This is a genomic window from Pseudomonas sp. MNR3A (assembly GCF_009650575.1).
Classification (GTDB): domain Bacteria; phylum Pseudomonadota; class Gammaproteobacteria; order Pseudomonadales; family Pseudomonadaceae; genus Aquipseudomonas; species Aquipseudomonas machongensis.
In genome coordinates this window covers 90,398-114,253 of record NZ_VZZS01000019.1, presented here as the reverse complement: position 1 = coordinate 114,253, position 23,856 = coordinate 90,398, and the positions used below count along the sequence as shown (strand labels likewise).

Below are 23,856 nucleotides of genomic sequence, written 5' to 3'. Positions count from 1 at the left end.
ACCTAAACCTTCGCGGCAAACCCTGCAAAACGCTTGTTGAACCCGGCCACTCGCCCCTCGACAGTCGTTTTGCGCTGCTGACCGGTGTAAACCGGGTGCGATGCACTGGACACATCCAGCGCCACGTAGGGGTAGGTCTGGCCGTCGCTGTGAACCTGGGTGCGATCAGTTTCCACGGTCGATCCGATCAGAAAGAACACATCCGCCGCCGTGTCGTGGAACAGCACGGGACGATATTCGGGATGGATACCTGCTTTCATGAAAATCACCTCGGTCATAAATTGATACTTTATAACATACTACATTGAGAATGATTTTCGATACCCGAAATTTCATTTTCCCTCGCCTTTCGTCCGCTGGCCATTTGTCACCCGACCGGGCTATGGTCGGGGTTTGCCCAGGCCCCTGAGCCTGATTGACCGAAGCATTCGCAAGGATTTTCGCATGAGTCTGTCACTCCTCAGCCGTTACGCCGTGTTCGCCGCCTGCGTGCTGTTCACCTTGGCCAGCCTTCCCTTCCTGCACCACGAATGGCTGTGGCCCTTTACCCTGACCACCGCCGTGCTCAGCCTGATCGGCCTGTTCGACCTGCTGCAGAAACGCCATGCGGTACGCCGCAACTACCCGATTCTGGGCAACATTCGCTACCTGGTCGAAGGCATTCGCCCGGAGATCCGCCAGTACCTGCTCGAATCCGACAGCGATGCCCTGCCCTTCTCCCGCGCCCAGCGCTCGCTGGTGTACGCCCGCGCCAAGAACGAAGCCTCCGACAAACCCTTCGGCACCCTGATCGACGTGTATGAGTCGGGTTTCGAGTTCATCGGCCACTCCATGCGCCCCGCGCCACTGGCCGACCCGACAGGTTTCCGCATCACCGTCGGTGGCCCGCAGTGCAGCCAGCCTTACTCGGCATCGATCTTCAACATCTCGGCCATGAGCTTCGGTTCGCTCAGTGCCAATGCCATCCGTGCCCTCAACGAAGGTGCCCGGCTCGGCAACTTCGCCCATGACACCGGCGAAGGCAGCATCAGCCCCTACCACCGCGAGCACGGTGGCGACCTGGTCTGGGAACTGGGCAGCGGCTACTTCGGCTGCCGTACCGCGGACGGACGCTTCGACCCCGCGCGCTTCGCCGAGCAGGCCGCCAACCCACAGGTGCGGATGATCGAAATCAAGATGAGCCAGGGCGCCAAACCCGGCCATGGCGGCATCCTGCCCAAGCACAAGGTGACCCAGGAAATCGCCGACACCCGCGGCATCGTCATGGGCGAGGACTGCATCTCGCCGTCTCGCCACAGCGCGTTCTCCACGCCCATCGAAATGATGCAGTTCATCGCCCAGTTGCGTGAGCTGTCCGGCGGCAAGCCGGTAGGCTTCAAGTTCTGCCTGGGTCATCCGTGGGAATTCATGGGCATCGCCAAGGCCATGCTGGAAACCGGCATCCTGCCCGACTTCATCGTCGTCGACGGCAAGGAGGGCGGTACCGGCGCCGCGCCCGTGGAGTTCACCGACCACATCGGCGTCCCCCTGCGCGAGGGCTTGCTGTTCGTGCACAACACCCTGGTTGGCCTGAACCTGCGCGACAAGATCAAGCTCGGCGCCAGTGGCAAGATCGTCAGTGCCTTCGACATCGCCAGCGTGCTGGCTATCGGCGCCGACTGGGCCAACTCTGCACGCGGCTTCATGTTCGCCATCGGTTGCATCCAGTCGCAGAGCTGCCACACCAACAAGTGCCCGACCGGCGTTGCCACCCAGGACGCCCTGCGCCAGCGCGCACTGGTGGTGCCCGACAAGGCCCAGCGGGTGCTCAACTTCCACCACAACACCCTGCGCGCCCTGGCCGAAATGCTGGCCGCTGCAGGCCTCGAGCACCCCGCGCAACTGGAGGCCAAGCACCTGGTGCGGCGTATTTCCGCCACCGAGATCAAGCTGTTCTCGCAGATGCACGTGTTCCTCAAGCCCGGCGAACTACTGACCGGCGAGGTGGACGGGCAGTTCTACTCGCGGATGTGGCAGTTGGCGCGCGCCGACAGTTTCGAGCCGCACAGCGAAGCCGCAGCCTGATCCGAATACACCGATCATCGCCCTCACAATTTTTTCACCAAGTCCGGCCAGCGTCTAAGCTTCAGGCAAGCAAGACGAAAATACTTGGCCGGACTGAACTCTATGGGCGCACTGTGGCAATCGGAACAGACCAGAACGGAAGCACCCGAAGCACCTCTGGCCGAGCCACCACAGCCGAAGCCACCTCGTCAGCGTCGGTTGTGGTGGCGACTGATCATCCTGATCGTGCTGGTGGCCATGGTGGCGGTGGGCTTTGCCGTCTATGAGGAGGTGCAGAGCTCGGACCTGCAATCGCGTGAATTCAGCCGCCTGGCCAGCACCCTCACCTACTCGCTGGAGCGCGGGCCGAGCGACGCGATCGTCTACCCAGGCGACGGCCCCTTCGACAAGCGCCTGGGCTACAGCGCCCTGGGTCAGTTCCTGCCGCGCCTGCTCAAGCGCGACTACCTGATCAGCGAGCAGGTGCGTTTCTCCCCGGCACTGATGCGCTATGTCGACCACGGCCTGTTCGTGCCCTACGTCGAGAAGATCCAGGCCGGCCTGTCGATCACCGACTGCCGCGGCGACACCCTCTACCAGTACCACTACCCCCAGCACCTGTACGACGACTTCGCCTCGATCCCGCCGGTGATCGTCAACAGCCTGCTGTTCATCGAGAACCGCGACCTGCTCGACAGCAAGGACCCGCAGAACAACCCAGCGGTAGACTGGCCACGCTTCGCCAAGGCGGCCTACAGCCAGGTCGCCAAGTACCTGGCCCTGCCCGGCCAGTCAGCGGGCGGCAGCACCCTGGCGACACAGTTGGAAAAATACCGGCACTCGCCGGACGGCCTGACGGTCAACGGCGCCGAGAAGATCCGCCAGATGATTTCTGCCAGCGTGCGCGCCTATCAGGGCGGGCCGGACACCACCGAGGCGCGCCAGCGCATCGTGCGCGACTACCTGAACAGCGTGCCGCTCTCGGCGGTACCCGGGCACGGTGAAGTGCATGGCATGGCCGAAGGGCTACGGGTCTGGTACGGCGCAGACTTCGCCGAGGTGAACAAGGCGCTCACCGCGACCGAAACCGACGCCCAGAGCATGGCCGCTCGCGGCCTGGCGCTGCGTGAAGTGCTGTCACTGATGATTGCCCAGCGTCGGCCTTCGCATTACCTGTCCAAAGGCCGGGTCGAGCTGGCCGAGCTCACCGACTCGCATATCCGCGTGCTCGCTGCCAACGGCATCATCGATCGCCCGCTGGCCGACGCCGCGCTGGCCAGCAAGGCGGTGTACCGCGACTGGGTGGCCCAGCCGACCATCGTGCCGATCATCACCAACAAGGGCATCAGCCTGGCCCGTAACCGTCTGGCAGCCATGCTCAACCGTCCGCTGTACGACCTCGATCGCCTCGACCTCTCCGCCACCAGCACCCTGCAAGCCGACTTGCAGACCCAGGTCAGCCAGTACCTGAAGAACCTCGCCGACCCCGAGTTCGCCGCGCAGATGGGCCTGATCGGCGAGCGCCTGCTGACCAGCAAGACCACCGACCAGGTCAGCTACAGCTTCACCCTGTTCGAGCGCACCGCCGACGGCTCGCGGGTTCGGGTGCAGACCGACAGCACCAACCAGCCGTTCGACATCAACGAGGGCAGCAAGCTGGAACTGGGTTCGACCGCCAAGCTGCGGGTGCTGACCACCTACCTTGAAATCGTCGCCGAGCTGCACGACAAGTACGCCGGCAAGCCGGTAGCCGAGCTCAAGAAAGTGGAGGTAGCCGACCTGGACCGCATCACCCAGTGGTCACTGGAATGGCTGATGCTGAACAGCAAGAACCAGAACCTCGACGCCATGCTCGACGCCGCGCTGGAGCGCAAGTACTCGGCCAATACCGGCGAGGCATTTTTCACCGGTGGTGGCATGCACGTGTTCAACAACTTCCGCAAGGAGGACAACGGCCGCAACCCGACCCTCAAGGACGCGTTGCGCGAGTCGATCAACCTGCCGTTCATCCGCCTGATGCGCGACCTGGTGCGCTACGTCACCTACCAGCAACCCTACAACCGCGAACCACTGCTCAAGGATGACGCCGACCCGCGCCGCCAGGAGTACCTGGCGCGCTTCGCCGACCGCGAGGGCACCAATTACCTGATGCGCTTCTGGCGCAAGTACCAGCGCAAGACCTCCCAGCAACGCTTGGACACCTTCCTCGACAGCATGCGCGTCACCCCCCAGCGCCTGGCGGCGGTGCACCGCTACCTGTTCCCCGAGGCCGGCCAGGAAACCTTCAATGCCTTCGTCCGCGCGCACAGCGCCAAGGACAAGGCCGCCATGGCCAAGCTCAACGATGGCCGCCTTTCTGAAATGTACGCCGCCTACGGTCCCGGCAAGTACGACTTGCCCGATCAGGGCTTCATCGCCAAGGTCCACCCTCTGGACCTGTGGCTGCTTGGCTACCTGCTGAAAAACCCTGGCGCCACCCCCACCGAGATGGTCAACGCCAGCCGCTTCGAGCGTCAGGAGGTGTACAGCTGGTTGTTCAAGAGCCGTCACCAGGGCGCCCGTGACAGCCGCATCCGCACCATGGTCGAAATCGAGGCGTTTCTCGACATCCACCAGCGCTGGAAGCGCGTCGGCTACCCCTTCGATCACCTGGTACCGTCACTGGCCACGGCCATTGGCAGCTCGGGCGACCGCCCTGCGGCGCTGTCCGAACTGGTAGGCATCATCCAGAACGATGGCGTACGCCTGCCGACCCTGCGCATCGACACCTTGCACTTTGCGGCCGGCACCCCCTATGAAACCAAACTGATCAGCGACCCCGACCGCGGCCAACGAATCCTCAAGGTGGAAGTGGCGCGGGCCCTGAAAGGCGCGATGTCGCAGGTGGTCGATGCCGGTACCGCGCGGCGTATTTCCGGCAGTTTCAAGCTGCACGACGGTACCTTGCTGGTGATGGGTGGCAAGACCGGGACGGGTGACAACCGCCTGCAGAGCTACGGCGCCGGCGGACGGCTGATCGGCTCACGCTCGCTGAACCGCACTGCCACCTTCGTGTTCTTCCTCGGCGACAACCACTTCGGCACGCTCACCGCCTTCGTGCCGGGACGCACGGCGGAGTCGTTCAAGTTCACCTCGGCCCTGCCCGTGCAGGTACTCAAGGGTATGGCGCCGATTCTCATGCCATACCTGGAGCCGGGAAACCCCAATGAATGCAAGGCGCCGCAACTGGCGATGCACTGACAGGCAAGGCACCCATCAAAAAACCAGATGATAATCATCTGCATTTGAAGCCTTGTGTTTAGATATATCTTGAGTAATATCTTGCGATATATCGAAACACAAGGAGCCTGCACCTCATGCGTGACCACGCCCCCCATGATCCTTTCGAGCGCCGCCCCGGTCGCGGTGAGCGCGGCCCGCGGGTGTTCGCCCCTGGCGATCTGAAACTGCTGATGCTGTCGATGCTCGCCGAGCAACCCGGCCACGGCTACGACCTGATTCGTCAGATCGAAGGGCTATTCGATGGCAGCTACAGCCCCAGCCCCGGGGTGATCTACCCGACCCTCAACTTTCTTGAGGAAGCCGAGCTGATCAGTGGCCAGATTCAGGGCAGCAAGCGCCTCTATGTCATCACCGAAGTCGGTCGCCAATCACTCGCCGAACAAGCCGTCGCCCTCGACGGCGTACGCATGCGCATCGAGTTGAGCAAGCGTGCCCTGCGCGGACATGACCGGCCGCCAGAGATCAACGAGGCGGTCGGCAATCTGCGCCATGCCCTGCACATGCACAGCGGCCGCTGGACACCCGAGGAAATCGAGCGGGTACGCGGCCTGCTCAACGACACGGCCAGGGCCATCGCAGGCGGGCCGACCGATTCCGTTCAGGAGAAAACCCCATGAGCGACACCATTCATCGCGTCAACCACGAGATCCGCCAACGCCGTCTGCAGGTGCTGCGGGTCACCGACCTGACCCCGCGCATGCGCCGTATCACCCTGGGCGGTGCGGAACTGGCAGGCTTCACCAGCCTGGGCACGGACGACCACGTCAAGGTGCTGTTCGGCTGCACGCCCGAGGAGCAACAAGCGATCGAGGCCCGCAACCTGGGCCGCGACGGCGGCGTACGACCGACCATGCGCGAGTACACACCGCGGCGCATCGACCTGGACGCCCTGGAGCTGGACATCGACTTCGTCCTGCATGGCGACGGCCCTGCCTCGACCTGGGCTGCCCAGGCCGCGCCGGGCCAGCACCTCGATATCGCCGGCCCACGCGCGTCGATGGTGGTGCCGGACATCTTCGACAGCTACCTGCTGATCGGCGACGAAACCGCCATCCCCGCGATTGCCCGACGGCTCGAGGAGCTGCCGGCCGGACGCCAGGTGCTGGCGGTCATCCAGATCGAGGATGAACAGGAGCGCCAGCCGCTGCCGAGCAAGGCGCAGGTGGAGGTCATCTGGGTACGTCGGCAGGCAGAGGACCTGCTCGGCCTGGTGAAAAACCTGGCGTTGCCGCAGGGCCGGCTGTATGGCTGGGTAGCGCTGGAGAAGGGCCTGACCCGGCAGGCCAAGGCTTTGCTGCTGGAAAAGGGCGTGGCCGAGGATGCGCTCAAGGCAGCTGCTTACTGGCGCGCAGAGGGCAGTGCGGATGATGAGTAGCCAGTAAGACCGATGCGGCCCTGTCGCGGGACGAGTCGCAGCGACTCGTCCCGACTCATCCCTTCACCCGCCCCCACCACCGATCCACCCCGATCACCAGCAACCCGATCCCCCAGAACCCCGCCAACACCGCCAGTGCATTGATCAGCACCCGCCCATACCCCAGGCTCGCCACATCGACGAAGGGATAGGGGTAGACCCCAATCTCATGCCCCCGCCACAAGGTAAACAGGAAATACACCAGCGGGTACAGGCTCCAGGCGCCCAGGTGCCATAGCCGCAAGCGCCCCTTGGGCACCGCCAGACACCAGTACAGCACGAACACCAGCGGCATCACGTCGTGCAACAGTTCGTCGGCCAGCCACTGCCAACCCTCGGGTTGCCACAGGTGCCGAAGCAGCAGGCTGTAGGCCACTGCCACCAGCACGATACTGACCAGCACACCGGAACTCACCGCTGGCGTCAGGAACCAGCGCCGCGCCGCCGTCCCACGGCCGAACGCCGCATGGCTCAGTACCGTGGCCACCAGGGTGTTGCTCAGCACGGTGAAATAGCCGAACAGATTGACCATGCCACCGATCAAGCTGGCCTGCTCCTGCCAGCGCGCCAGCAGCACCAGATACAACTGCACCGCCAACCCCGTCCAGCCGAGCAGCGCGGCCAGGGTCAGCCAGGGACGCGGCACCCTCAAGCCTTGCGTGACAGCTTGATGTACAGCTGCTCGACCTTTTCCCGCGCCCAAGGCGTCTTGCGCAGGAAGGTCAGGCTCGACTTGATGCTCGGGTCGCTCTTGAAGCAGCGGATGTCGATGCGCTCGGCCAGCCCCTGCCATTGGTAGTGGGCCACCAGCTCGGTGAGGATCTGCTCCAGCGTCTTGCCGTGCAGTGCGTTGTGTTGGGCCGTGCTCATGCAGTGCTCCCGCGTTGAAAGATGCGCACCTTACACGAGTGTAGTGGGCCGGTGTGCAAGGATGCGGACCGCCTGCGCTCCCAGCCCAGGCCAGAGCCTTCCACAGCACAAACCCCTGGCCAGACAGGAAACCTCTGTGATGAAATAGAAATGTTATATTGTATCTATTCGTATCTTCACTATAACTATCTGCCAAGGAACGTCACACGCTCATGTTGTCCAAGTCCCTGCGCCTCTCTCCCCTCGCTGTCGCCTTGTGGCTGGCGTCATCGCCCAGCCAGGCGGTGGAGCTCGAACCCCAGGTGATCACCGCCAACCCGCTCGGCAACCGTCAGCTCGCCGCCCCAAGCACCGTGCTCGAAGGCGATGACCTGCTGCAACAGCAGCACGGCAGCCTCGGTGAAACCCTCAACAAACAGCCCGGTGTCGCCTCCACCTGGTTCGGTCCAGGCGCCAGTCGCCCGGTGATCCGCGGCCTGGATGGCGACCGCATCCGCATCCTGCGCAACGGCGTCGGTGCCCTGGATGCCTCGTCATTGTCCTATGACCACGCCGTGCCGCTGGACCCGGTCACCGTCGAACGCGTCGAGATCGTCCGTGGCCCGGCTGCGCTGCTTTACGGCGGCAACGCCATCGGTGGTGTAGTCAACACCTTCGACAACCGCATTCCCGACTCGCCGATCGATGGCATCCATGGTGCAGGCGAGCTGCGCTATGGCGGCGCCGACACCACACGCAGCAGCGCTGGGAAGCTCGAAGCCGGTGACGGCAATTTCGCCCTGCACCTGGACGCCAACAGCCGTCAGTTCAACGACCTGCGCATCCCCGGCTATGCACGCAGCGCGAAGGTGCGCGACGCCGACGAACCCGGCAGCAAGCATCGCCTGGAAAACAGCGACGGCCGCCAGGACGGCGGCGCCATCGGTGGTTCCTACCATTGGGACCATGGCTATGCAGGCCTGTCCTATAGCCGCTACGACAGCAACTACGGCTCGGTGGCCGAGCCCGGCGTGCGCCTGGACATGCAACAGGACCACTACGCCTTCGCCTCGGAACTGCGCGACCTCGAAGGGCCGTTCAGTTCGGTCAAGGTCGACGCCGGCTACACCGACTACCAACACCGCGAGATCGAAGAGGGCGAGGTCCACACCACCTTCAAGAACAAAGGCTATGAGGCGCGCATCGAAGCCCGCCACCAGCCGATCGGCCCCGTCGAAGGGGTGATCGGCGCCCAGGTCAGTCGCAACGAGTTCTCGGCACTGGGTGAAGAAGCCTTCGTGCCGCACACCGACACCGACAGCCTGGCGCTGTTCATGCTCGAGCAATGGCAGGCCACCGAACGCTTGAACCTGAGCCTGGGCGCACGCCTGGAGCACACCCGCATCGATCCGGATGCCAAGGGTAACGAGAACTTCGTCGGTGCCGACAAATCGACCAGCTTCAATGCCGCAAGCCTGTCATCGGGCGCGGTGTACCAGCTCGACCCGGTCTGGGCACTGGCGGCGAGCCTGGCCTACACCGAGCGCGCACCGACCTTCTACGAGCTGTATGCCAACGGCGCGCACGTGGCCACCGGAGCCTATGAAGTGGGCGATCCGAACCTGAACAAGGAGAAGGCGATTTCCGGCGACCTGGCACTGCGCTTCGACAACGGCACGCACAAGGGCAGTGTCGGCGTGTTCTACAGCCACTTTCGCAACTACATCGGCCTGATCGGCAGCGGTAATCTGCGTGAAGGTCATGATCATGACCATGGTGACGACGACCACGACCATGATCATGACCACGACGACGGCGGGATTCCTGAGTACCTGTATCAGGGCGTGCGTGCGCGCTTCTACGGTATCGAGGCCCAGGATCGCTGGAAGCTGCTGGAGAACCGCTACGGCAGCTTCGCCCTGGAGCTGTCCGGCGACTATACCCGCGCCAAGAACCTCGACACCGGCGAGCCACTGCCACGCATCGCCCCGCTGCGGCTGGGCACCGGCCTGCTGTGGGAGTTGGATCGCTGGCAGGCGCGCGTGGACGTGCAACACGCCGCCTCGCAGCACCGCAAGCCGGACAACGAACACGGCACCGACGGCTACACCACCCTCGGCGCCAGCGTCGGCTATCGCTTCGACATTGGCCAGAGCCAGTGGCTGGCCTTCGTGCGTGGCGAGAACCTGACCGACCAGACCGTGCGCTACGCCAGTTCCATCCTGCGCGATATCGCGCCGGCACCGGGGCGTAGCGTCGAAGTCGGGCTGCGCACCAGCTTCTGACCTGCTTGCAGGGACAACTGTCTTGTTCAAAATCTAAAGGCCAGCCCAATCCGAGTAGGAGCGGGCTTGCCCGCGAACACGGGCGTAGCCCGTGCCAGACAGCGTGGTGTTTTTTCGCGGGCCAGCCCGCTCCTGCAGGAACTGCACCCACTATTACGTCTGCGACAACAATCCCCTGCGACATTTTGTCTTTTTTTCTTACAACTTCCCCTATATCCTCCGCACCGCAAGCTGAAACGCTTCACTAATAAACCCTCCAGCCGTTTCCATCGAAGCGTTCGCTCCTCGATGCGCTTGCGTTTTTCTCAATAATCAAAAGACAGCGCTATCTCATGCTTCAACTGCCGAAGAATCCATACCCGGGCCTCGCCCTCACCGCCCTGCTCAGCGGCTTTTCGCCCAGCGCCAGCGCAGACGCGCCCTTCGCCAAAGACTCACCCTGGATGTTCGGTGACTGGGACGGTACCCGCACCGCACTCCAGGCGCAGGGCTACGACTTCACCTTCGGCTACACCGGCGAAATGGGCAGTAACCTGCACGGCGGCTTCGATCACGATCGCACCGCACGCTACAGCGACCAGTTCACCTTGGGCGCCCATCTGGACCTGCAAAAGATCCTCGGCTGGCACGACAGCGAATTCCAGCTGACGGTCACCGAGCGCCACGGCCAGAACATCAGCAACGACCGGATCAACGACCCGCGCGTGGGAGGTTTCACCTCCGCCCAGGAAGTCTGGGGCCGCGGCGAAACCTGGCGTCTGACACAAATGTGGATCAAGCAGAAATACTTCGATGGCGCACTGGACGTGAAGGTCGGCCGCTTCGGTGAAGGCGAGGACTTCAACAGCTTCCCCTGCGACTTCCAGAACCTGGCGTTCTGCGGTTCCCAGGTGGGTAACTGGGTGGGTGGCATCTGGTACAACTGGCCGGTCAGCCAATGGGCGCTGCGGGTGAAGTACAACCTCGCTGACGACCTCTACGCGCAGGTCGGCGTCTTCGAACAGAATCCCTCCAACCTTGAATCCGGCAATGGTTTCAAGCTCAGTGGCAGCGGTACGCAAGGTGCGCTGATGCCGATCGAACTGGTGTGGACCCCAAGGGTCAATGGTCTGAAAGGGGAATATCGCGCCGGCTACTACTACAGTAATGCCAAGGCACAGGATGTTTACAAGGACGGCAACGGCCAACCCGCGGCCTTGAGCGGCCAGGCTTACCGCAGCAGCGCCAGCAAGCATGGTTTCTGGCTCGGCGCCCAGCAGCAGGTGACCTCGCGCGCCTCGGACGCCTCCCGCGGGCTAAGCCTGTTCGCCAATGCAACGATGCATGACAAGAAGACCAATGCCATCGACAACTACGTTCAGGCAGGTGTGGTGTACAAGGGGCCCTTCGATGCCCGCGCCAAGGACGACATCGGTTTCGCCCTCGCCCGCGTGCACGTCAACCCCGCCTACCGCAAGAACGCGCGCCTGGCCAACCAGGCCAACGCCGTCGTCGACTACGACAATCCCGGCTTCCTGCCCGTCCAGGACACCGAATACAGCGCCGAACTCTACTACGGCGTTCACCTGGCGGACTGGCTCACCGTGCGTCCTAACCTGCAGTACATCCGCCATCCGGGCGGGGTGTCGCAGGTCGATGACGCGCTGATCGGCGGCCTGAAGATCCAGAGCAGTTTCTGAACCCAACCTTGAACGAACGGAGAACATGCGATGAGCACTGACGGTGCCAAGAATGGAACCCGCTGGCTACCGCGCCTCGTAGGCGTGCTGCTGTTGCTGATGGGCCTGGCCCTGATCGCAGGCGGTATCAAGCTGAGCCAGCTGGGGGGATCCCTTTACTACCTGATCGGCGGGATCGGCTTTGCCCTTTCGGGCATCCTGCTGATCGCCCTGCGCCGCATCGGCCTTGGCCTGTATGGCGTGGTGCTGCTGGCCAGCACCGCCTGGGCGCTATGGGAAGTGGGTCTGGACTGGTGGCAACTGGTGCCACGCCTGGCCATCTGGTTCGCCCTCGGCGTGGTCCTGCTGCTGCCCTGGGCGCGCCGCCCGCTGCTTGGGCCTGCCTCTAAGGTCAACGGCGCCCTGCTGGCCGCCGCCGTGGTCGCTTCCGGCGCAACCGCAGTTGGTAGCCAGTTCACCCATCCCGGGGAGATCTTCGGCGAATTGGGGCGTGACAGCAGCGAAATGGCCAGTGCAGCCCCTTCCATGCCGGACGGCGAATGGCAGGCCTACGGGCGTACCGAACACGGCGACCGCTACTCGCCCCTGCGCCAGATCACCCCGCAGAACGCTTATCGCCTGGAAGAAGCCTGGCGCATTCGCACCGGCGACCTGCCGACCGAAAACGACCCGGTCGAATTGACCAACGAGAACACCCCACTCAAGGCCAACGGCATGCTCTATGCCTGCACCGCGCACAGCAAGGTGCTGGCCCTGGACCCGGACACCGGTGCCGAAATCTGGCGCTTCGACCCGCAGGTCAAGAGCCCAGTCAAGACCTTCAAGGGCTTCGCCCACATGACCTGCCGCGGCGTTTCGTACTATGACGAAAACCGCTACGTCAGCCGTGACGGCAGCCCTGCGCCGAAGATCTCCGATGCCGGCCAGGTCGTTGCCCAGACCTGCCCACGACGCCTGTACCTGCCCACTGCCGATGCCCGCCTGATCGCGATCAACGCCGACAACGGCAAGGTCTGCGAAGGCTTCGCCAACCAGGGTGCGATCGACCTGACCACCGGCATCGGCCCATTCACCGCCGGCGGCTACTACTCCACCTCGCCAGCGGCGATCACCCGTGATCTGGTGATCATCGGCGGGCATGTCACCGACAACGAGTCGACCAACGAACCGTCCGGCGTGATCCGCGCCTACGACGTGCACGACGGCCGCCTGGTGTGGAACTGGGACAGCGATAACCCCGACGACACCAAGCCCCTGGCGCCGGGCAAGACCTACAGCCGCAACTCGGCGAACATGTGGTCGCTGGCCAGCGTCGATGAAGACCTGGGCATGATCTACCTGCCGTTGGGCAACCAGACCCCTGACCAGTGGGGCGCCAACCGCACCCCAGGCGCCGAGAAGTACAGCGCTGGCGTGGTCGCCCTGGACCTGGCCACCGGCAAGGCACGCTGGAACTACCAGTTCACCCACCACGATCTGTGGGACATGGACGTGGGCAGCCAGCCCACCCTGGTGCACCTGAAGACCGACGACGGCGTGAAGCCTGCGGTCATCGTGCCGACCAAGCAGGGCAGCCTGTACGTGCTCGACCGTCGTGACGGCACCCCGATCGTGCCGATCCGCGAGATCCCGGTACCGCAAGGCGCGGTCAAGGGCGATCACACGGCGCCGACCCAAGCCCGCTCCGACCTCAACCTGCTCGGCCCCGAGCTGACCGAACAGGCCATGTGGGGCGCCACGCCATTCGACCAGATGCTGTGCCGCATCCAGTTCCGCGAGCTGCGCTACGAAGGCCAGTACACCCCGCCGTCCGAACAGGGCTCGCTGGTGTATCCCGGCAACGTCGGCGTGTTCAACTGGGGCAGCGTGTCGGTCGACCCGGTGCGTCAGTTGCTGTTCACCTCGCCGAACTACATGGCGTTCGTGTCGAAGATGATCCCGCGCGAGCAGGTAGCCGAAGGCAGCAAGCGCGAAAGCGAGACCAGCGGCGTGCAGCCGAACACCGGCGCCCCGTATGCCGTGACCATGCACCCGTTCATGTCGCCACTGGGCGTGCCGTGCCAGGCACCGGCCTGGGGTTATGTGGCCGCTATCGACCTGTTCACCAACAAGGTGGTGTGGAAACGCAAGAACGGCACCACTCGTGACAGCACCCCTGTACCGATCGGCTTGCCGGTGGGTGTACCAAGCATGGGTGGCTCGATCGTCACCGCCGGTGGCGTGGGCTTCCTCAGCGGCACCCTGGACCAGTACCTGCGCGCCTATGACGTGCACAACGGCAAGGAACTGTGGAGCGCTCGCCTGCCAGCCGGTGGCCAGGCCACGCCAATGACCTACACGGGCAAGGACGGCAAGCAGTATGTGCTGATCGTGGCCGGAGGACATGGCTCGCTAGGCACCAAGATGGGCGACTACATCATCGCTTACAAACTGGCTGAATAAGCCTCGACTGCGGCGGTGGCCACACCGCCGCCTTCGCGGGCAGGCCCACGAGCGGCCCGGCACCGGCCGGCAAAGATGAAAGCCTCCCCCTCCAGCCTTCGTCTACCATTGAAACCCATCCCTCCCCGCCCCATCTAAGCACCATAGTCATTCACGCAGGTGCCCCATGAGCGACCAGCAGGATTTCCCGGAACACCCCGACGCACAGAGCGAAATCGAACACCTCGAGGCCAAGGCCGAGACCAGCCGCGCCCTTGCCCTGCCCGGCCAGCAACTGCCGGACAAGGTCTACGTGATCCCGATCCACAACCGCCCGTTCTTCCCCGCGCAAGTGCTGCCGGTGATTGTCAACGAGGAACCCTGGGCCGAAACCCTCGACCTGGTCGCCAAGACCGATCATCATTCCCTGGCCCTGTTCTTCATGGACACGCCGCCCGAAGACCACCGCCACTTCGACACCAAGGCGTTGCCGGAATACGGCACCCTGGTCAAGGTGCACCATGCCAGCCGCGAGAACGGCAAGCTGCAGTTCGTCGCCCAGGGCCTGACCCGCGTACGCATCCGCACCTGGCTCAAGCACCATCGACCACCCTACCTGGTCGAAGTCGAGTACCCGCACCAGCCCGCGCAGCCCACCGACGAGGTTAAGGCTTACGGCATGGCCCTGATCAATGCGATCAAGGAACTGCTGCCGCTCAATCCGCTGTACAGCGAAGAGCTGAAGAACTATCTCAACCGCTTCAGCCCCAACGACCCCTCGCCCCTCACCGACTTCGCCGCTGCCCTGACCTCTGCCACCGGCAACCAGTTGCAGGAAGTGCTCGACTGCGTCCCCATGCTCAAGCGCATGGAGAAGGTCCTGCCGATGCTGCGCAAGGAAGTCGAGGTTGCGCGGTTGCAGAACGAGATTTCCGCCGAAGTGAACCGGCAGATCGGCGAGCATCAGCGTGAGTTCTTTCTCAAGGAACAGCTCAAGGTCATCCAGCAGGAGCTGGGCCTGACCAAGGACGACCGCAGCGCCGACCTCGAACAGTTCGAACAGCGCCTGCAAGGCAAGACCCTGCCCGAGCAGGCTAAAAAGCGCATCGACGAGGAAATGGGCAAGCTGGCGATCCTCGAAACAGGCTCGCCGGAATACGCTGTGACCCGCAACTACCTCGAATGGGCCACCGCGTTGCCTTGGGGGGTATACGGCCAGGACAAGCTCGACCTCAAGCACGCACGCAAAGTGCTCGATCAGCACCACGCCGGGCTTGACGATATCAAGGAGCGCATCCTCGAGTTCCTCGCCGTCGGTGCCTGGAAAGGCGAGATCAGCGGCTCGATCGTACTGCTGGTCGGCCCGCCGGGCGTTGGCAAGACCAGCATCGGCAAATCCATCGCCGAATCCCTGGGGCGCCCCTTCTACCGCTTCAGTGTCGGCGGCATGCGCGACGAAGCCGAGATCAAAGGTCACCGCCGTACCTACATCGGCGCCCAACCCGGCAAACTGGTACAGGCACTGAAGGATGTCGAGGTGATGAACCCGGTGATCATGCTCGACGAGATCGACAAGATGGGCCAGAGCTACCAGGGCGACCCCGCCTCGGCACTGCTCGAAACCCTGGATCCGGAGCAGAACGTCGACTTCCTCGACCACTACCTGGACCTGCGTCTGGACCTGTCAAAGGTGCTGTTCGTCTGCACTGCCAACACCTTGGATTCGATCCCCGGCCCGCTGCTCGACCGCATGGAAGTGATTCGCCTGTCCGGCTACATCACCGAAGAGAAGCTGGCCATTGCCAAACGCCACCTGTGGCCCAAGCAGCTGGACAAGGCTGGCGTTGCCAAGACCAGCCTGAGCATCAGCGACAGCGCCCTGCGCCTGGTGATCGAAGGCTACGCTCGCGAGGCTGGCGTGCGTCAACTGGAGAAACAGCTCGGCAAGCTGGTGCGCAAGGCAGTGGTCAAGCTACTGGAGAACCCGGATGCCAAGCTCAAGATCGGCACCAAGGACCTCGAGGCAGCACTGGGCATGCCGGTGTTCCGCAGCGAGCAGGTACTGGCGGGCAAGGGCGTGATCACAGGCCTTGCCTGGACCAGCATGGGGGGCGCCACCCTGCCGATCGAGGCAACACGCATTCATACGCTCAACCGCGGCTTCAAGCTCACCGGCAAGCTGGGTGAGGTGATGAAGGAGTCCGCAGAAATCGCCTACAGCTACGTCAGCGCGAACCTCAAGCAGTATGGAGGCGACCCAGGCTTCTTCAACGAAGCGTTCATCCACCTGCACGTACCCGAAGGCGCCACGCCCAAGGACGGTCCCAGCGCTGGCGTGACCATGGCCAGCGCCCTGCTGTCACTGGCGCGCGACCAGGCGCCGAAAAAAGGCGTGGCGATGACTGGCGAGCTGACACTGACCGGGCAGGTACTGCCGATTGGCGGGGTACGCGAGAAGGTAATAGCTGCCAAGCGGCAGAAGATCTTCGAACTGATCCTGCCGGAGGCGAACCGTGGGGACTTCGAGGAACTGCCCGACTACCTGCGCGAAGGGCTGACGGTGCATTTCGCCAAGCGCTTTGCCGACGTGGCGAAAGTGTTGTTCTGATAAACACAGGGCTCTGAGGGGCCATCGCAGGGCAAGCCCGCGATGGCCCCTCAGAGCCCCACATACACAAGCGCATCGGTTATCCTCAGGCCATCGTCCGCCTCAGGAGCCACCATGACCCTCTCCCGCCTGCTGCTCCCCTTGAGTCTCAGCTTGCTCGCCGCCTGCGCGCAGCAACCGCGGCAAACCGTCGAGCTGGATGCCGACAGCGAATGTCCCAAGCGCCTGCAGGTCGGTCAGACTCTATCGCTGTCGCTGGCCAGCAACCCTTCCACCGGCTATCGCTGGACGCTCAAGGACCCAGCCTCAAGCGTGCTACGCAGCCTGGGCCCAGAGGTATACAGCACTCCGGAAGAGGCCGGTATCGTCGGCAGTGCAGGCCTTTCAAACTGGCGCTTCCAGGCCAAGGCCGAGGGTACTGCCACGCTTGCCCTGATCTACCAACAACCCTGGGCCCCTGAGGTCGCGCCCGTACAAACCTTCGAGTGCCAGATAACCGTACGTTGAAACCTGGAGCGATGCGTGCGCTCAGACGGTCTCGAAGTTGCGGCGTACCTCCGCCAGGTAGACGGACAACGCCATGAGGGCATTGCCAAGCGTGCCCAATTCAGTCGCCTGTTGTGCAGCAGCCTGATGGCTCTGCCAAGTCGTCGTCAGCTTTTGGGCTTCCAGTACCCAGCGATCACGCCAACTGTCGACATTGCCAGCAGTGACCAGTTCGTCATGTTCTTGAACAGCCTGTTGCAACAAACTCTGCAACGACGACAATGCCTGTCGCTGTTCGGCAATCTGCCCTACACACGTCGCCCGGGCTGACACAAGATCCGAGAACTTGCGTCCTTCGCCTATGACATCCAGATTGGCCTCGAACTTCTTGACGGCTGCCTTCACCAGTTCAGGGCTCACCGTGGGGTTCTTGATGCTGCTCATCAACAGGTCCACTTCCTCCTCTGTCGGAATCATGCCCTTGATAGTACTGAACAGCGTTGGCACTTCGAACGTCTTGATGATCTGGTCCAGCTCGTTCTTTTGACGCTCCATGCCTGCAACCACTTCCAGCAGGTGGTCGATACTGGCTTGCATACGTTCCTTGGTCCCTGCCAGCTGTGAACGGCGCTCCTCCAATTCCGACAGGCGATAAACCTGTATTGCGCTGACTCGCTGGCCCAGCATCTGCAACGACGCCTTCAATCGACCCCGCAAACGCACCAGCTCGTCTTCGATATCTTTCTTGATGCCTTGGTTCTGGCCATTTTGCGAACTTACGGCTGCGGCATTTATCTCCGACCAACTCTGGTGCGCAAGATTGAGCGTGGCACTCAATACCTGGTCTTTCATTTGAGCGTCGCATTCCCTGAGCAGCCTCAGCAAATCCGAGACGTTCTCCCGGATAGACGAGCTCAGATGTTTTGCCTGCATATTTACAAACTTGGAAATTTCACCTTGCATCAATCGCATTGCAGATACATCGGGGTACTTCACAAGTATCGGGCTGCTAATATCCATATCAATTCTCCTGATTAAAACTTTTCATGACGTCGTTAAAAATCAATGCCAACTCGTGCGAAATATTGCCAATCTTGTGCCACGGGCGGACCACACGATCGATCCGACGCGCAAATCGTTCCACGCTGACATTGGTATCGAGCAGGTCAAGTTCCTCACTCGAGACTTTTGTATGGTCACTCAAGGTGCGGATAACGTAGCGCAGGTTCCAGGCGGCCGTATTGACCTCTTTGAGTCGGCCCTTGATGTCATTGAGCAGACCCGACAATGTGGCCAGGTTCGCCAACTGCGGGGTAAACGATTGCATCTCCATCACCAGCGCTTCGCGACGTTCCAGCAGCTTCTGCTTATCTTGTTTCGCAGACTTTGCCTGATCACCGAACAGCGAATAGGTTAGCCCAACCCCCAGGGGCGAAAATGTCAGCCCAAACAGGGTATAGCCCGTGAAGCCGAGAATGATCGAAGACTGATACTCGATTTCCTGGTCCAATACTCGCAAGTTGTCTGCAAGCGCTGCTGCCCTCTCGCCGGCACCGGCAATGTCAAGCGTCGAATCCAGCCCTGCCAACTTTGGCAGCAAAATATCTTCGACATCCTTATAGAAGCGATCTGCACGCGTTTGAACCTGATCAATATCCTTCGACATCCTGTCGATCAGCTCTTTGATATCCTCGATCGCGCCGAGGATGGATTCAGCCTTAAGCGTACGTTCGTTTTCATCAAGCAGTACTGTCTCCAGTTGCTCCAACACCGCATCCTCGATATCGGAGAGACTATTGCCGTGCATACTGCGGATTTCACTCACGAGCAGCGCGCCTTCGGTGGCGAACGTCTGCGCGAAATTTTCCAGTTTCACGCTAAGGGCTTGAGTTTCGCGCTCTAATGGCTCCCACCCTTCGGCATGCTGGTTCAAGTCGGAGATAAAACTACTAACCCCCTCGCCATCCAGGCCCAGCTTCACGAAGTCGATCCACTCGCTGATTGGCTCCGATGCGCCCGGAAACGAATCCACGGCCTTGACGTAGCGTTTGATCACCAGCAGGTTTTCGCGGCTGAAGATCAATCCAGGTTGCTGGTCAGTCTTTATCGGATCGCTGATCGTCTCGATGTATTGCAGAGGTATCAGCTCTGCTTTCAGCTGCGGGTCGAGAGTTGCTAACGACTCATTCTCTAGCACTTCCATAGTGATCGTCCTTTGAGGGTCGGATGAGGTGCTCCGCCAGTACAGCGCAGAGCAAGCCTCACCATACGTCGCGCCCCACTCGTCTTCAGTGGCTCTAGACTTGCCCTGGTGACATCCAATTCGCTTCCACTTGGCAGAAATACAGCTCTTTCGAGTCACCACTTTCTTCCCAGACCCACCGATCACTGGCCGCACTCCCGGTATGCAGCACCGCATGGCTTGGCTAGAATGTCGCCTTTGTCTGTTCCCCGAGCCCACTGTGAGCCAAGACCCCGACCGCCTTTTCGCCCAACCCCTGGAGCAGGTGCCCGACTTCGTCTTCAACGAGGACGTGGTGCGTGTGTTCCCGGACATGATCAAGCGCTCGGTACCCGGCTACCCGACCATTGTCGAGAACCTCGGCGTGCTCGCCGCACGCTTCGCTCAACCCCACACCGCGCTGTACGATCTTGGCGCCTCGCTGGGCGCCGTGACCCAGTCGCTGCGCCGCCATGTGCGCCACGACGGTTGCCGGGTGATCGCGGTGGACAACTCAGCAGCCATGGTCGAACGCTGCCGCCAGTACCTCACCGCACAGGACTCGATGTTCCAGGAACTGCTGCCAGTGCAGGTAATCGAAGCCGACATCCTTGCCCTGCCCTTCGAGCCCGCCTCGGTGGTGGCGATGAACTTCACCCTGCAATTCATTGCCCCTGAGCAGCGCCTGGCTCTGCTCGCACGCATTCACCAAGCCCTGCTGCCGGGTGGCGCGCTGATCCTGTCCGAGAAACTGCGCTTCGACGACGTACAGGAACAGGACCTGCTCAACGACCTGCACCTGGACTTCAAGCGTGCCAATGGCTACAGCGATCTGGAAATCGCCCAGAAGCGCAGCGCCATCGAGCACGTGATGAAGCCCGACACCCTGCAAGCCCACCAGGAGCGCCTCCACGCCGCCGGCTTCTCGAAAGTCGTACCCTGGTTCCAATGCCTCAATTTCGCCTCGCTGATAGCCCTGCCATGATCGATCTGTCTCCCCTCGTCCGCCGTCTGGCGGGCACGCCACTGGCTTCCTGGTCCCTGGGGCTGCAAGCACAACTCGACACCAAGCTGGAGAAGGGCCATGGCGACCTCGAGCGCTGGCGCGGCGCCCTGGATGCGCTGCCTGACCTGACGCCCGAGAAAATCGACCTGGTCGACGGATTGCGTCTGGACAGCAATTGCGATGACGCCACCCGTGCTCAGGTGTACCAGGCGCTGATGGGGCTCTCGCCGTGGCGCAAGGGGCCGTTCGACCTGTTCGGTGTGCACGTGGACACCGAATGGCGCTCGGACTGGAAGTGGTCGCGTGTCGGTCCGCACCTGAACCTCAAGGGCAAACGCGTGCTTGATGTCGGCTGCGGCAACGGCTACTACCAGTGGCGCATGCTCGGCGCTGGTGCCGACATGGTGGTCGGTGTCGACCCGAACTGGCTGTTCTTCTGCCAGTTCCAGGCGGTGCAAAAATACCTGCCAGACCTGCCCGCCTGGCACCTGCCCTTCGCCCTGGAAGAACTGCCCGCCAACCTCGAAGGCTTCGACACCGTGTTCTCGATGGGCGTGTTCTATCACCGTCGATCCCCCATCGAGCATTTGCTGGCGCTCAAGGACTGCCTGGTCAAAGGCGGGGAGCTGGTGCTGGAAACCTTGGTGGTCGAGGGCGATGAGCAGCACGTGCTGGTGCCCGAGGACCGCTACGCACAGATGCGCAACGTCTGGTTCCTGCCGTCGGTACCCGCGCTGGAGCGCTGGCTGCGCCGCGCCGGCTTCAGCGATGTACGCTGCGTGGATGTAAGCGTCACCAGCGTCGAGGAGCAGCGCAGCACCGACTGGATGCGTTATCAGTCGCTGGCCGATTTCCTCGACCCGAACGACCACAGCAAGACCATCGAAGGCCTCCCGGCCCCCCGCCGCGCCACGCTCCTGGCGCGTAAATAAAAAAAGCGCCCCGAAGGGCGCCCAAGTTCACCAGCAGCGAGGAGCTGTCGCAGCGCCGGTGCCTGACTACCGCTAGTCCTTGGCTACCTCACGGGCCGTCTCCTGCGCCTGGCGCTCACGTTTGACCAGCACTTGCTGCCGGTCGCCGAACAGCCGCTCCTGCTCCTTGAGAAAGGTATCCACGAACTGCTGTGAACGCTCCGCGCCACCTTCGGCGAAAACGCTGGTGCTGCCCATCGCGAGGGTCGCCAGCAGCAGATATTTGATCAGGTTCATCGTGCTTGCCTCATGATCACCGTTCAGACAGCGCCATCCTAGCCAGCGGCAGCTAACGCCAAGGTGAGCCCGGCATTACAGTCTTGCAATGTGGTCCTGCGGGCGGTGTTTCCAAGCGAAGGGCCCCAAACAGGCAGCCAGATGACGCCCGCATTACAAATCGGTTATCTGCGCCGACAACGCATTCTCATGCCGTAACATCCTGCAGCTTGACCCTAAAGCCCCTACAGGCTTGAGAATCGCGCCCTTTCAACTCCACAGAGCCCACCATGCGCCTATTGATCATCGAGGACGAACCCCGTACCGCCGACTACCTGCAGCAGGGCCTACGCGAAAACGGCTACGTGGTTGATTGCGCATACACGGGCACCGACGGCCTGCACCTGGCGCGCCAGCACAGCTACGATCTGGTGATCCTCGACGTCAATCTGCCCGAGCTCGATGGCTGGGGCGTGCTACAGCGCCTGCGCGCCGAATCGTCGACTCGGATCATGATGCTCACCGCCCATGGTCGCCTGGCCGACCGGGTCAAGGGCCTGGACCTGGGCGCCGACGACTATCTGCTCAAGCCTTTCGAGTTTCCGGAACTGCTGGCGCGAATCCGCAGCCTGCTGCGGCGCAACGATCAGCATCTGCAACCAGACACCCTGAAGGTCGCCGATCTCGAACTCGATCCCGGCCGTCATCGCGCCTGGCGCGGCGGCCAGCGCATCGACCTGACCGCCAAGGAGTTCACCCTGCTGCATCTGCTGATGCGCCAGAGCGGCGAGGTGCTCTCACGCACGCAAATCATCTCGCTGGTGTGGGACATGAACTTCGACTGCGACACCAATGTGGTCGAGGTGTCGATCCGCCGTCTGCGGGCCAAGATCGACGACCCCTTCGAGCACAAGCTCATACACACCTTGCGCGGCGTGGGGTACGTACTCGAGGCACGCGCGTGAAGGGCCGTACCCTGTCGCTGCGCCTCGGGCTTTCGGTCACCCTGATGGGCGCCGCGCTGGTACTGCTGCTGGCCTGCCTGGCAGTGTTTGCCCTCGACCACGAGCTGGACAGCCGCGCCCGTCGCGACCTGGCGCGCAAGATGCTGCAAGTCGAGCACAACCTGCGGGTGGACCTGCGCAGCGACGACCTTGGCGCCCGCGCTCATCCCCTGCTCGACCTGGTGATGGGGCACGACAACCTCAGTCTCAATGTGCTGGCGATCAACGGCCGGCACCCATCGCTGCTGAGCCTGGGCCCGGCACTGGAGGCGCAGGCGTTGCGCCAGCTACCCGCGGGCCAGCAGCCAAGCTTCACGCAATGGCGTGACAGCGACGGGCGGCAGATCCTCACCGTCACCCAGTTGATGCGCCTGCGCGACGACCAGCCGGTGCGAGTCATGATGTCGCTGGACCGCGCCGACGACAATGCGCTGCTCCAGGCCTACCTGAACTCGACCTTGCTGGCGCTGCCGATACTCTTGCTGCTGATCGGCATCGGTGCCTGGAAACTGGTGCAGCGTGGGCTCGCCCCCCTGCGCCGATTCCGCCGCATCGCCGGGCAGATCTGCGCGCACGACCTGGCGCATCGACTGCCGACCAGTGGCCTGCCCCAGGAACTCGCGGAGCTGGCCGGCAGCATCAACATCATGCTCGATCGCCTCGACCAGGGTGTTCGCCAGCTGTCGCAGTTCTCCGACGACCTGGCCCACGAATTGCGTACCCCCATCGGCAATCTGATGGGCAAGGCCCAGGTCACCTTGTCCCGCGAGCGCGACGGCAACCGCTACCGCGAGGCGCTGGAGGACAGCGTCGAGGAGCTCACCCGCCTGAACCGCATCATCAATGACATGCTGTTCCTGGCCCAGGTCAGCCAACCCCAGGCACTGGCCATGCTCAAGCCACTGTCCCTGGCCGATGAAACCGCACGGGTGATGGAGCTGTTCGACCTCAGCGCCGAACTGAAAGGAATCGAGCTACGGGCACACGGCTGGGGCACGGCCTTGGCCGACCGATTGATGTTCCAGCGAGCGCTGTCGAATCTGCTGAGCAATGCCATCCGCCATAGCCCACAGGGCCAGGTGATCGAACTGGGGATCGAGCGGCGCCAGGACCAGGTCTGGTTGTGGGTGCAGAACCAGGGCGCGGGGATTGACGAGGCGCACCTGGCGCATCTGTTCGAGCGCTTCTACCGGGCCGGCTGTGGTCGCTCGCGTCTGGAGGGTGGTACAGGGCTGGGGCTGGCGATCGTGAAATCGATCATGCAACTGCATGGAGGCCGGGTCGAGGTCAGCAGCGCAGCGCAAGGACCGACTCGGTTCAGCCTGGTGTTTCAGGCCGAGTGATGGCGGCGGCTTCGCGCGCAAGCTCGCG

General features: G+C 62.8%; 19 protein-coding genes. 13 read left to right on the top strand and 6 right to left on the bottom strand.

Annotation, left to right across the window (positions count from 1 at the left end; genetic code table 11):
* Positions 1 to 2: 2 nt before the first annotated feature.
* On the bottom strand, positions 3 to 260 hold the full coding sequence (locus F6X62_RS15000) for a type B 50S ribosomal protein L31 (protein WP_054891864.1): 258 nt from the start codon (positions 258 to 260) through the stop codon (positions 3 to 5).
* A gap of 184 nt (positions 261 to 444) precedes the next feature.
* On the opposite strand from F6X62_RS15000, the gene F6X62_RS14995 reads away from it, so the two are divergent.
* From F6X62_RS14995 to F6X62_RS14980, 4 genes are all read left to right on the top strand, one after another.
* The gene (locus F6X62_RS14995) at positions 445 to 2,064 is read left to right on the top strand and encodes an FMN-binding glutamate synthase family protein (RefSeq protein ID WP_125930579.1); all 1,620 of its coding nucleotides are present in this window, start codon (positions 445 to 447) and stop codon (positions 2,062 to 2,064) included.
* A 102-nt stretch (positions 2,065 to 2,166) separates the two neighbouring features.
* Positions 2,167 to 5,283, top strand: coding sequence for a transglycosylase domain-containing protein (locus tag F6X62_RS14990; protein WP_153774001.1), 3,117 nt, complete (start codon positions 2,167 to 2,169; stop codon positions 5,281 to 5,283).
* A 116-nt stretch (positions 5,284 to 5,399) separates the two neighbouring features.
* On the top strand, positions 5,400 to 5,942 hold the full coding sequence (locus F6X62_RS14985) for a PadR family transcriptional regulator (RefSeq protein ID WP_063543412.1): 543 nt from the start codon (positions 5,400 to 5,402) through the stop codon (positions 5,940 to 5,942).
* Positions 5,939 to 6,700 (top strand): siderophore-interacting protein, encoded by a 762-nt coding sequence (locus F6X62_RS14980; RefSeq protein WP_153774000.1) that lies wholly within the window; start codon positions 5,939 to 5,941, stop codon positions 6,698 to 6,700. The genes F6X62_RS14985 and F6X62_RS14980 overlap by 4 nt, the downstream gene beginning before the upstream one ends.
* Before the next feature lie 55 nt (positions 6,701 to 6,755).
* Here F6X62_RS14980 and F6X62_RS14975 read toward each other — a convergent pair whose 3' ends face one another.
* A complete protein-coding gene (locus F6X62_RS14975) occupies positions 6,756 to 7,385 on the bottom strand; it encodes a Pr6Pr family membrane protein (protein ID WP_153773999.1) in 630 nt (209 codons plus the stop codon).
* Between the two features lie 2 nt (positions 7,386 to 7,387).
* Positions 7,388 to 7,609, bottom strand: a complete 222-nt coding sequence (locus F6X62_RS14970) for a VF530 family DNA-binding protein (protein WP_063543406.1) — start codon at positions 7,607 to 7,609, stop codon at positions 7,388 to 7,390.
* A 212-nt stretch (positions 7,610 to 7,821) separates the two neighbouring features.
* Between F6X62_RS14970 and F6X62_RS14965 the strand changes: the two genes are divergently transcribed.
* From F6X62_RS14965 to F6X62_RS14945, 5 genes are all read left to right on the top strand, one after another.
* Positions 7,822 to 9,873, top strand: a complete 2,052-nt coding sequence (locus F6X62_RS14965; protein WP_153773998.1) for a TonB-dependent receptor — start codon at positions 7,822 to 7,824, stop codon at positions 9,871 to 9,873.
* A gap of 332 nt (positions 9,874 to 10,205) precedes the next feature.
* Positions 10,206 to 11,552 (top strand): carbohydrate porin, encoded by a 1,347-nt coding sequence (locus F6X62_RS14960; RefSeq protein ID WP_153773997.1) that lies wholly within the window; start codon positions 10,206 to 10,208, stop codon positions 11,550 to 11,552.
* 30 nt (positions 11,553 to 11,582) lie between these two features.
* The gene (locus F6X62_RS14955; protein ID WP_125930583.1) at positions 11,583 to 13,994 is read left to right on the top strand and encodes a glucose/quinate/shikimate family membrane-bound PQQ-dependent dehydrogenase; all 2,412 of its coding nucleotides are present in this window, start codon (positions 11,583 to 11,585) and stop codon (positions 13,992 to 13,994) included.
* A 166-nt stretch (positions 13,995 to 14,160) separates the two neighbouring features.
* Positions 14,161 to 16,581: an endopeptidase La gene (gene lon, locus F6X62_RS14950; RefSeq protein ID WP_153773996.1), complete on the top strand. Its 2,421-nt coding sequence runs from the start codon at positions 14,161 to 14,163 to the stop codon at positions 16,579 to 16,581.
* Between the two features lie 114 nt (positions 16,582 to 16,695).
* The gene (locus F6X62_RS14945; protein WP_054891823.1) at positions 16,696 to 17,088 is read left to right on the top strand and encodes a protease inhibitor I42 family protein; all 393 of its coding nucleotides are present in this window, start codon (positions 16,696 to 16,698) and stop codon (positions 17,086 to 17,088) included.
* 21 nt (positions 17,089 to 17,109) lie between these two features.
* Here F6X62_RS14945 and F6X62_RS14940 read toward each other — a convergent pair whose 3' ends face one another.
* The gene (locus F6X62_RS14940; RefSeq protein WP_153773995.1) at positions 17,110 to 18,087 is read right to left on the bottom strand and encodes an alpha-xenorhabdolysin family binary toxin subunit B; all 978 of its coding nucleotides are present in this window, start codon (positions 18,085 to 18,087) and stop codon (positions 17,110 to 17,112) included.
* 1 nt (position 18,088) lies between these two features.
* Positions 18,089 to 19,270, bottom strand: a complete 1,182-nt coding sequence (locus tag F6X62_RS14935) for an alpha-xenorhabdolysin family binary toxin subunit A (RefSeq protein WP_178117555.1) — start codon at positions 19,268 to 19,270, stop codon at positions 18,089 to 18,091.
* A 259-nt stretch (positions 19,271 to 19,529) separates the two neighbouring features.
* On the opposite strand from F6X62_RS14935, the gene cmoA reads away from it, so the two are divergent.
* Both cmoA and cmoB read left to right on the top strand, forming a co-directional pair.
* Positions 19,530 to 20,273 carry a carboxy-S-adenosyl-L-methionine synthase CmoA gene (gene cmoA / locus F6X62_RS14930; RefSeq protein ID WP_153773993.1) on the top strand — a complete coding sequence of 248 codons (744 nt, stop codon included), beginning with the start codon at positions 19,530 to 19,532 and terminating at the stop codon, positions 20,271 to 20,273.
* Entirely contained in the window at positions 20,270 to 21,226 is a 957-nt protein-coding gene (gene cmoB, locus F6X62_RS14925) for a tRNA 5-methoxyuridine(34)/uridine 5-oxyacetic acid(34) synthase CmoB (RefSeq protein WP_153773992.1), read from the top strand. Before cmoA ends, cmoB begins: the two co-directional genes overlap by 4 nt.
* Positions 21,227 to 21,298: 72 nt before the next feature.
* Here the strand turns inward: cmoB and F6X62_RS14920 are convergent, their stop codons facing one another.
* Positions 21,299 to 21,502: a hypothetical protein gene (locus F6X62_RS14920; protein ID WP_054891828.1), complete on the bottom strand. Its 204-nt coding sequence runs from the start codon at positions 21,500 to 21,502 to the stop codon at positions 21,299 to 21,301.
* 269 nt (positions 21,503 to 21,771) lie between these two features.
* On the opposite strand from F6X62_RS14920, the gene F6X62_RS14915 reads away from it, so the two are divergent.
* Together F6X62_RS14915 and F6X62_RS14910 are read left to right on the top strand one after the other, a co-directional pair.
* Positions 21,772 to 22,446 (top strand): heavy metal response regulator transcription factor, encoded by a 675-nt coding sequence (locus F6X62_RS14915; protein ID WP_151925358.1) that lies wholly within the window; start codon positions 21,772 to 21,774, stop codon positions 22,444 to 22,446.
* Positions 22,443 to 23,828, top strand: a complete 1,386-nt coding sequence (locus F6X62_RS14910) for a heavy metal sensor histidine kinase (protein WP_054891830.1) — start codon at positions 22,443 to 22,445, stop codon at positions 23,826 to 23,828. The genes F6X62_RS14915 and F6X62_RS14910 overlap by 4 nt, the downstream gene beginning before the upstream one ends.
* Positions 23,829 to 23,856: the final 28 nt, after the last annotated feature.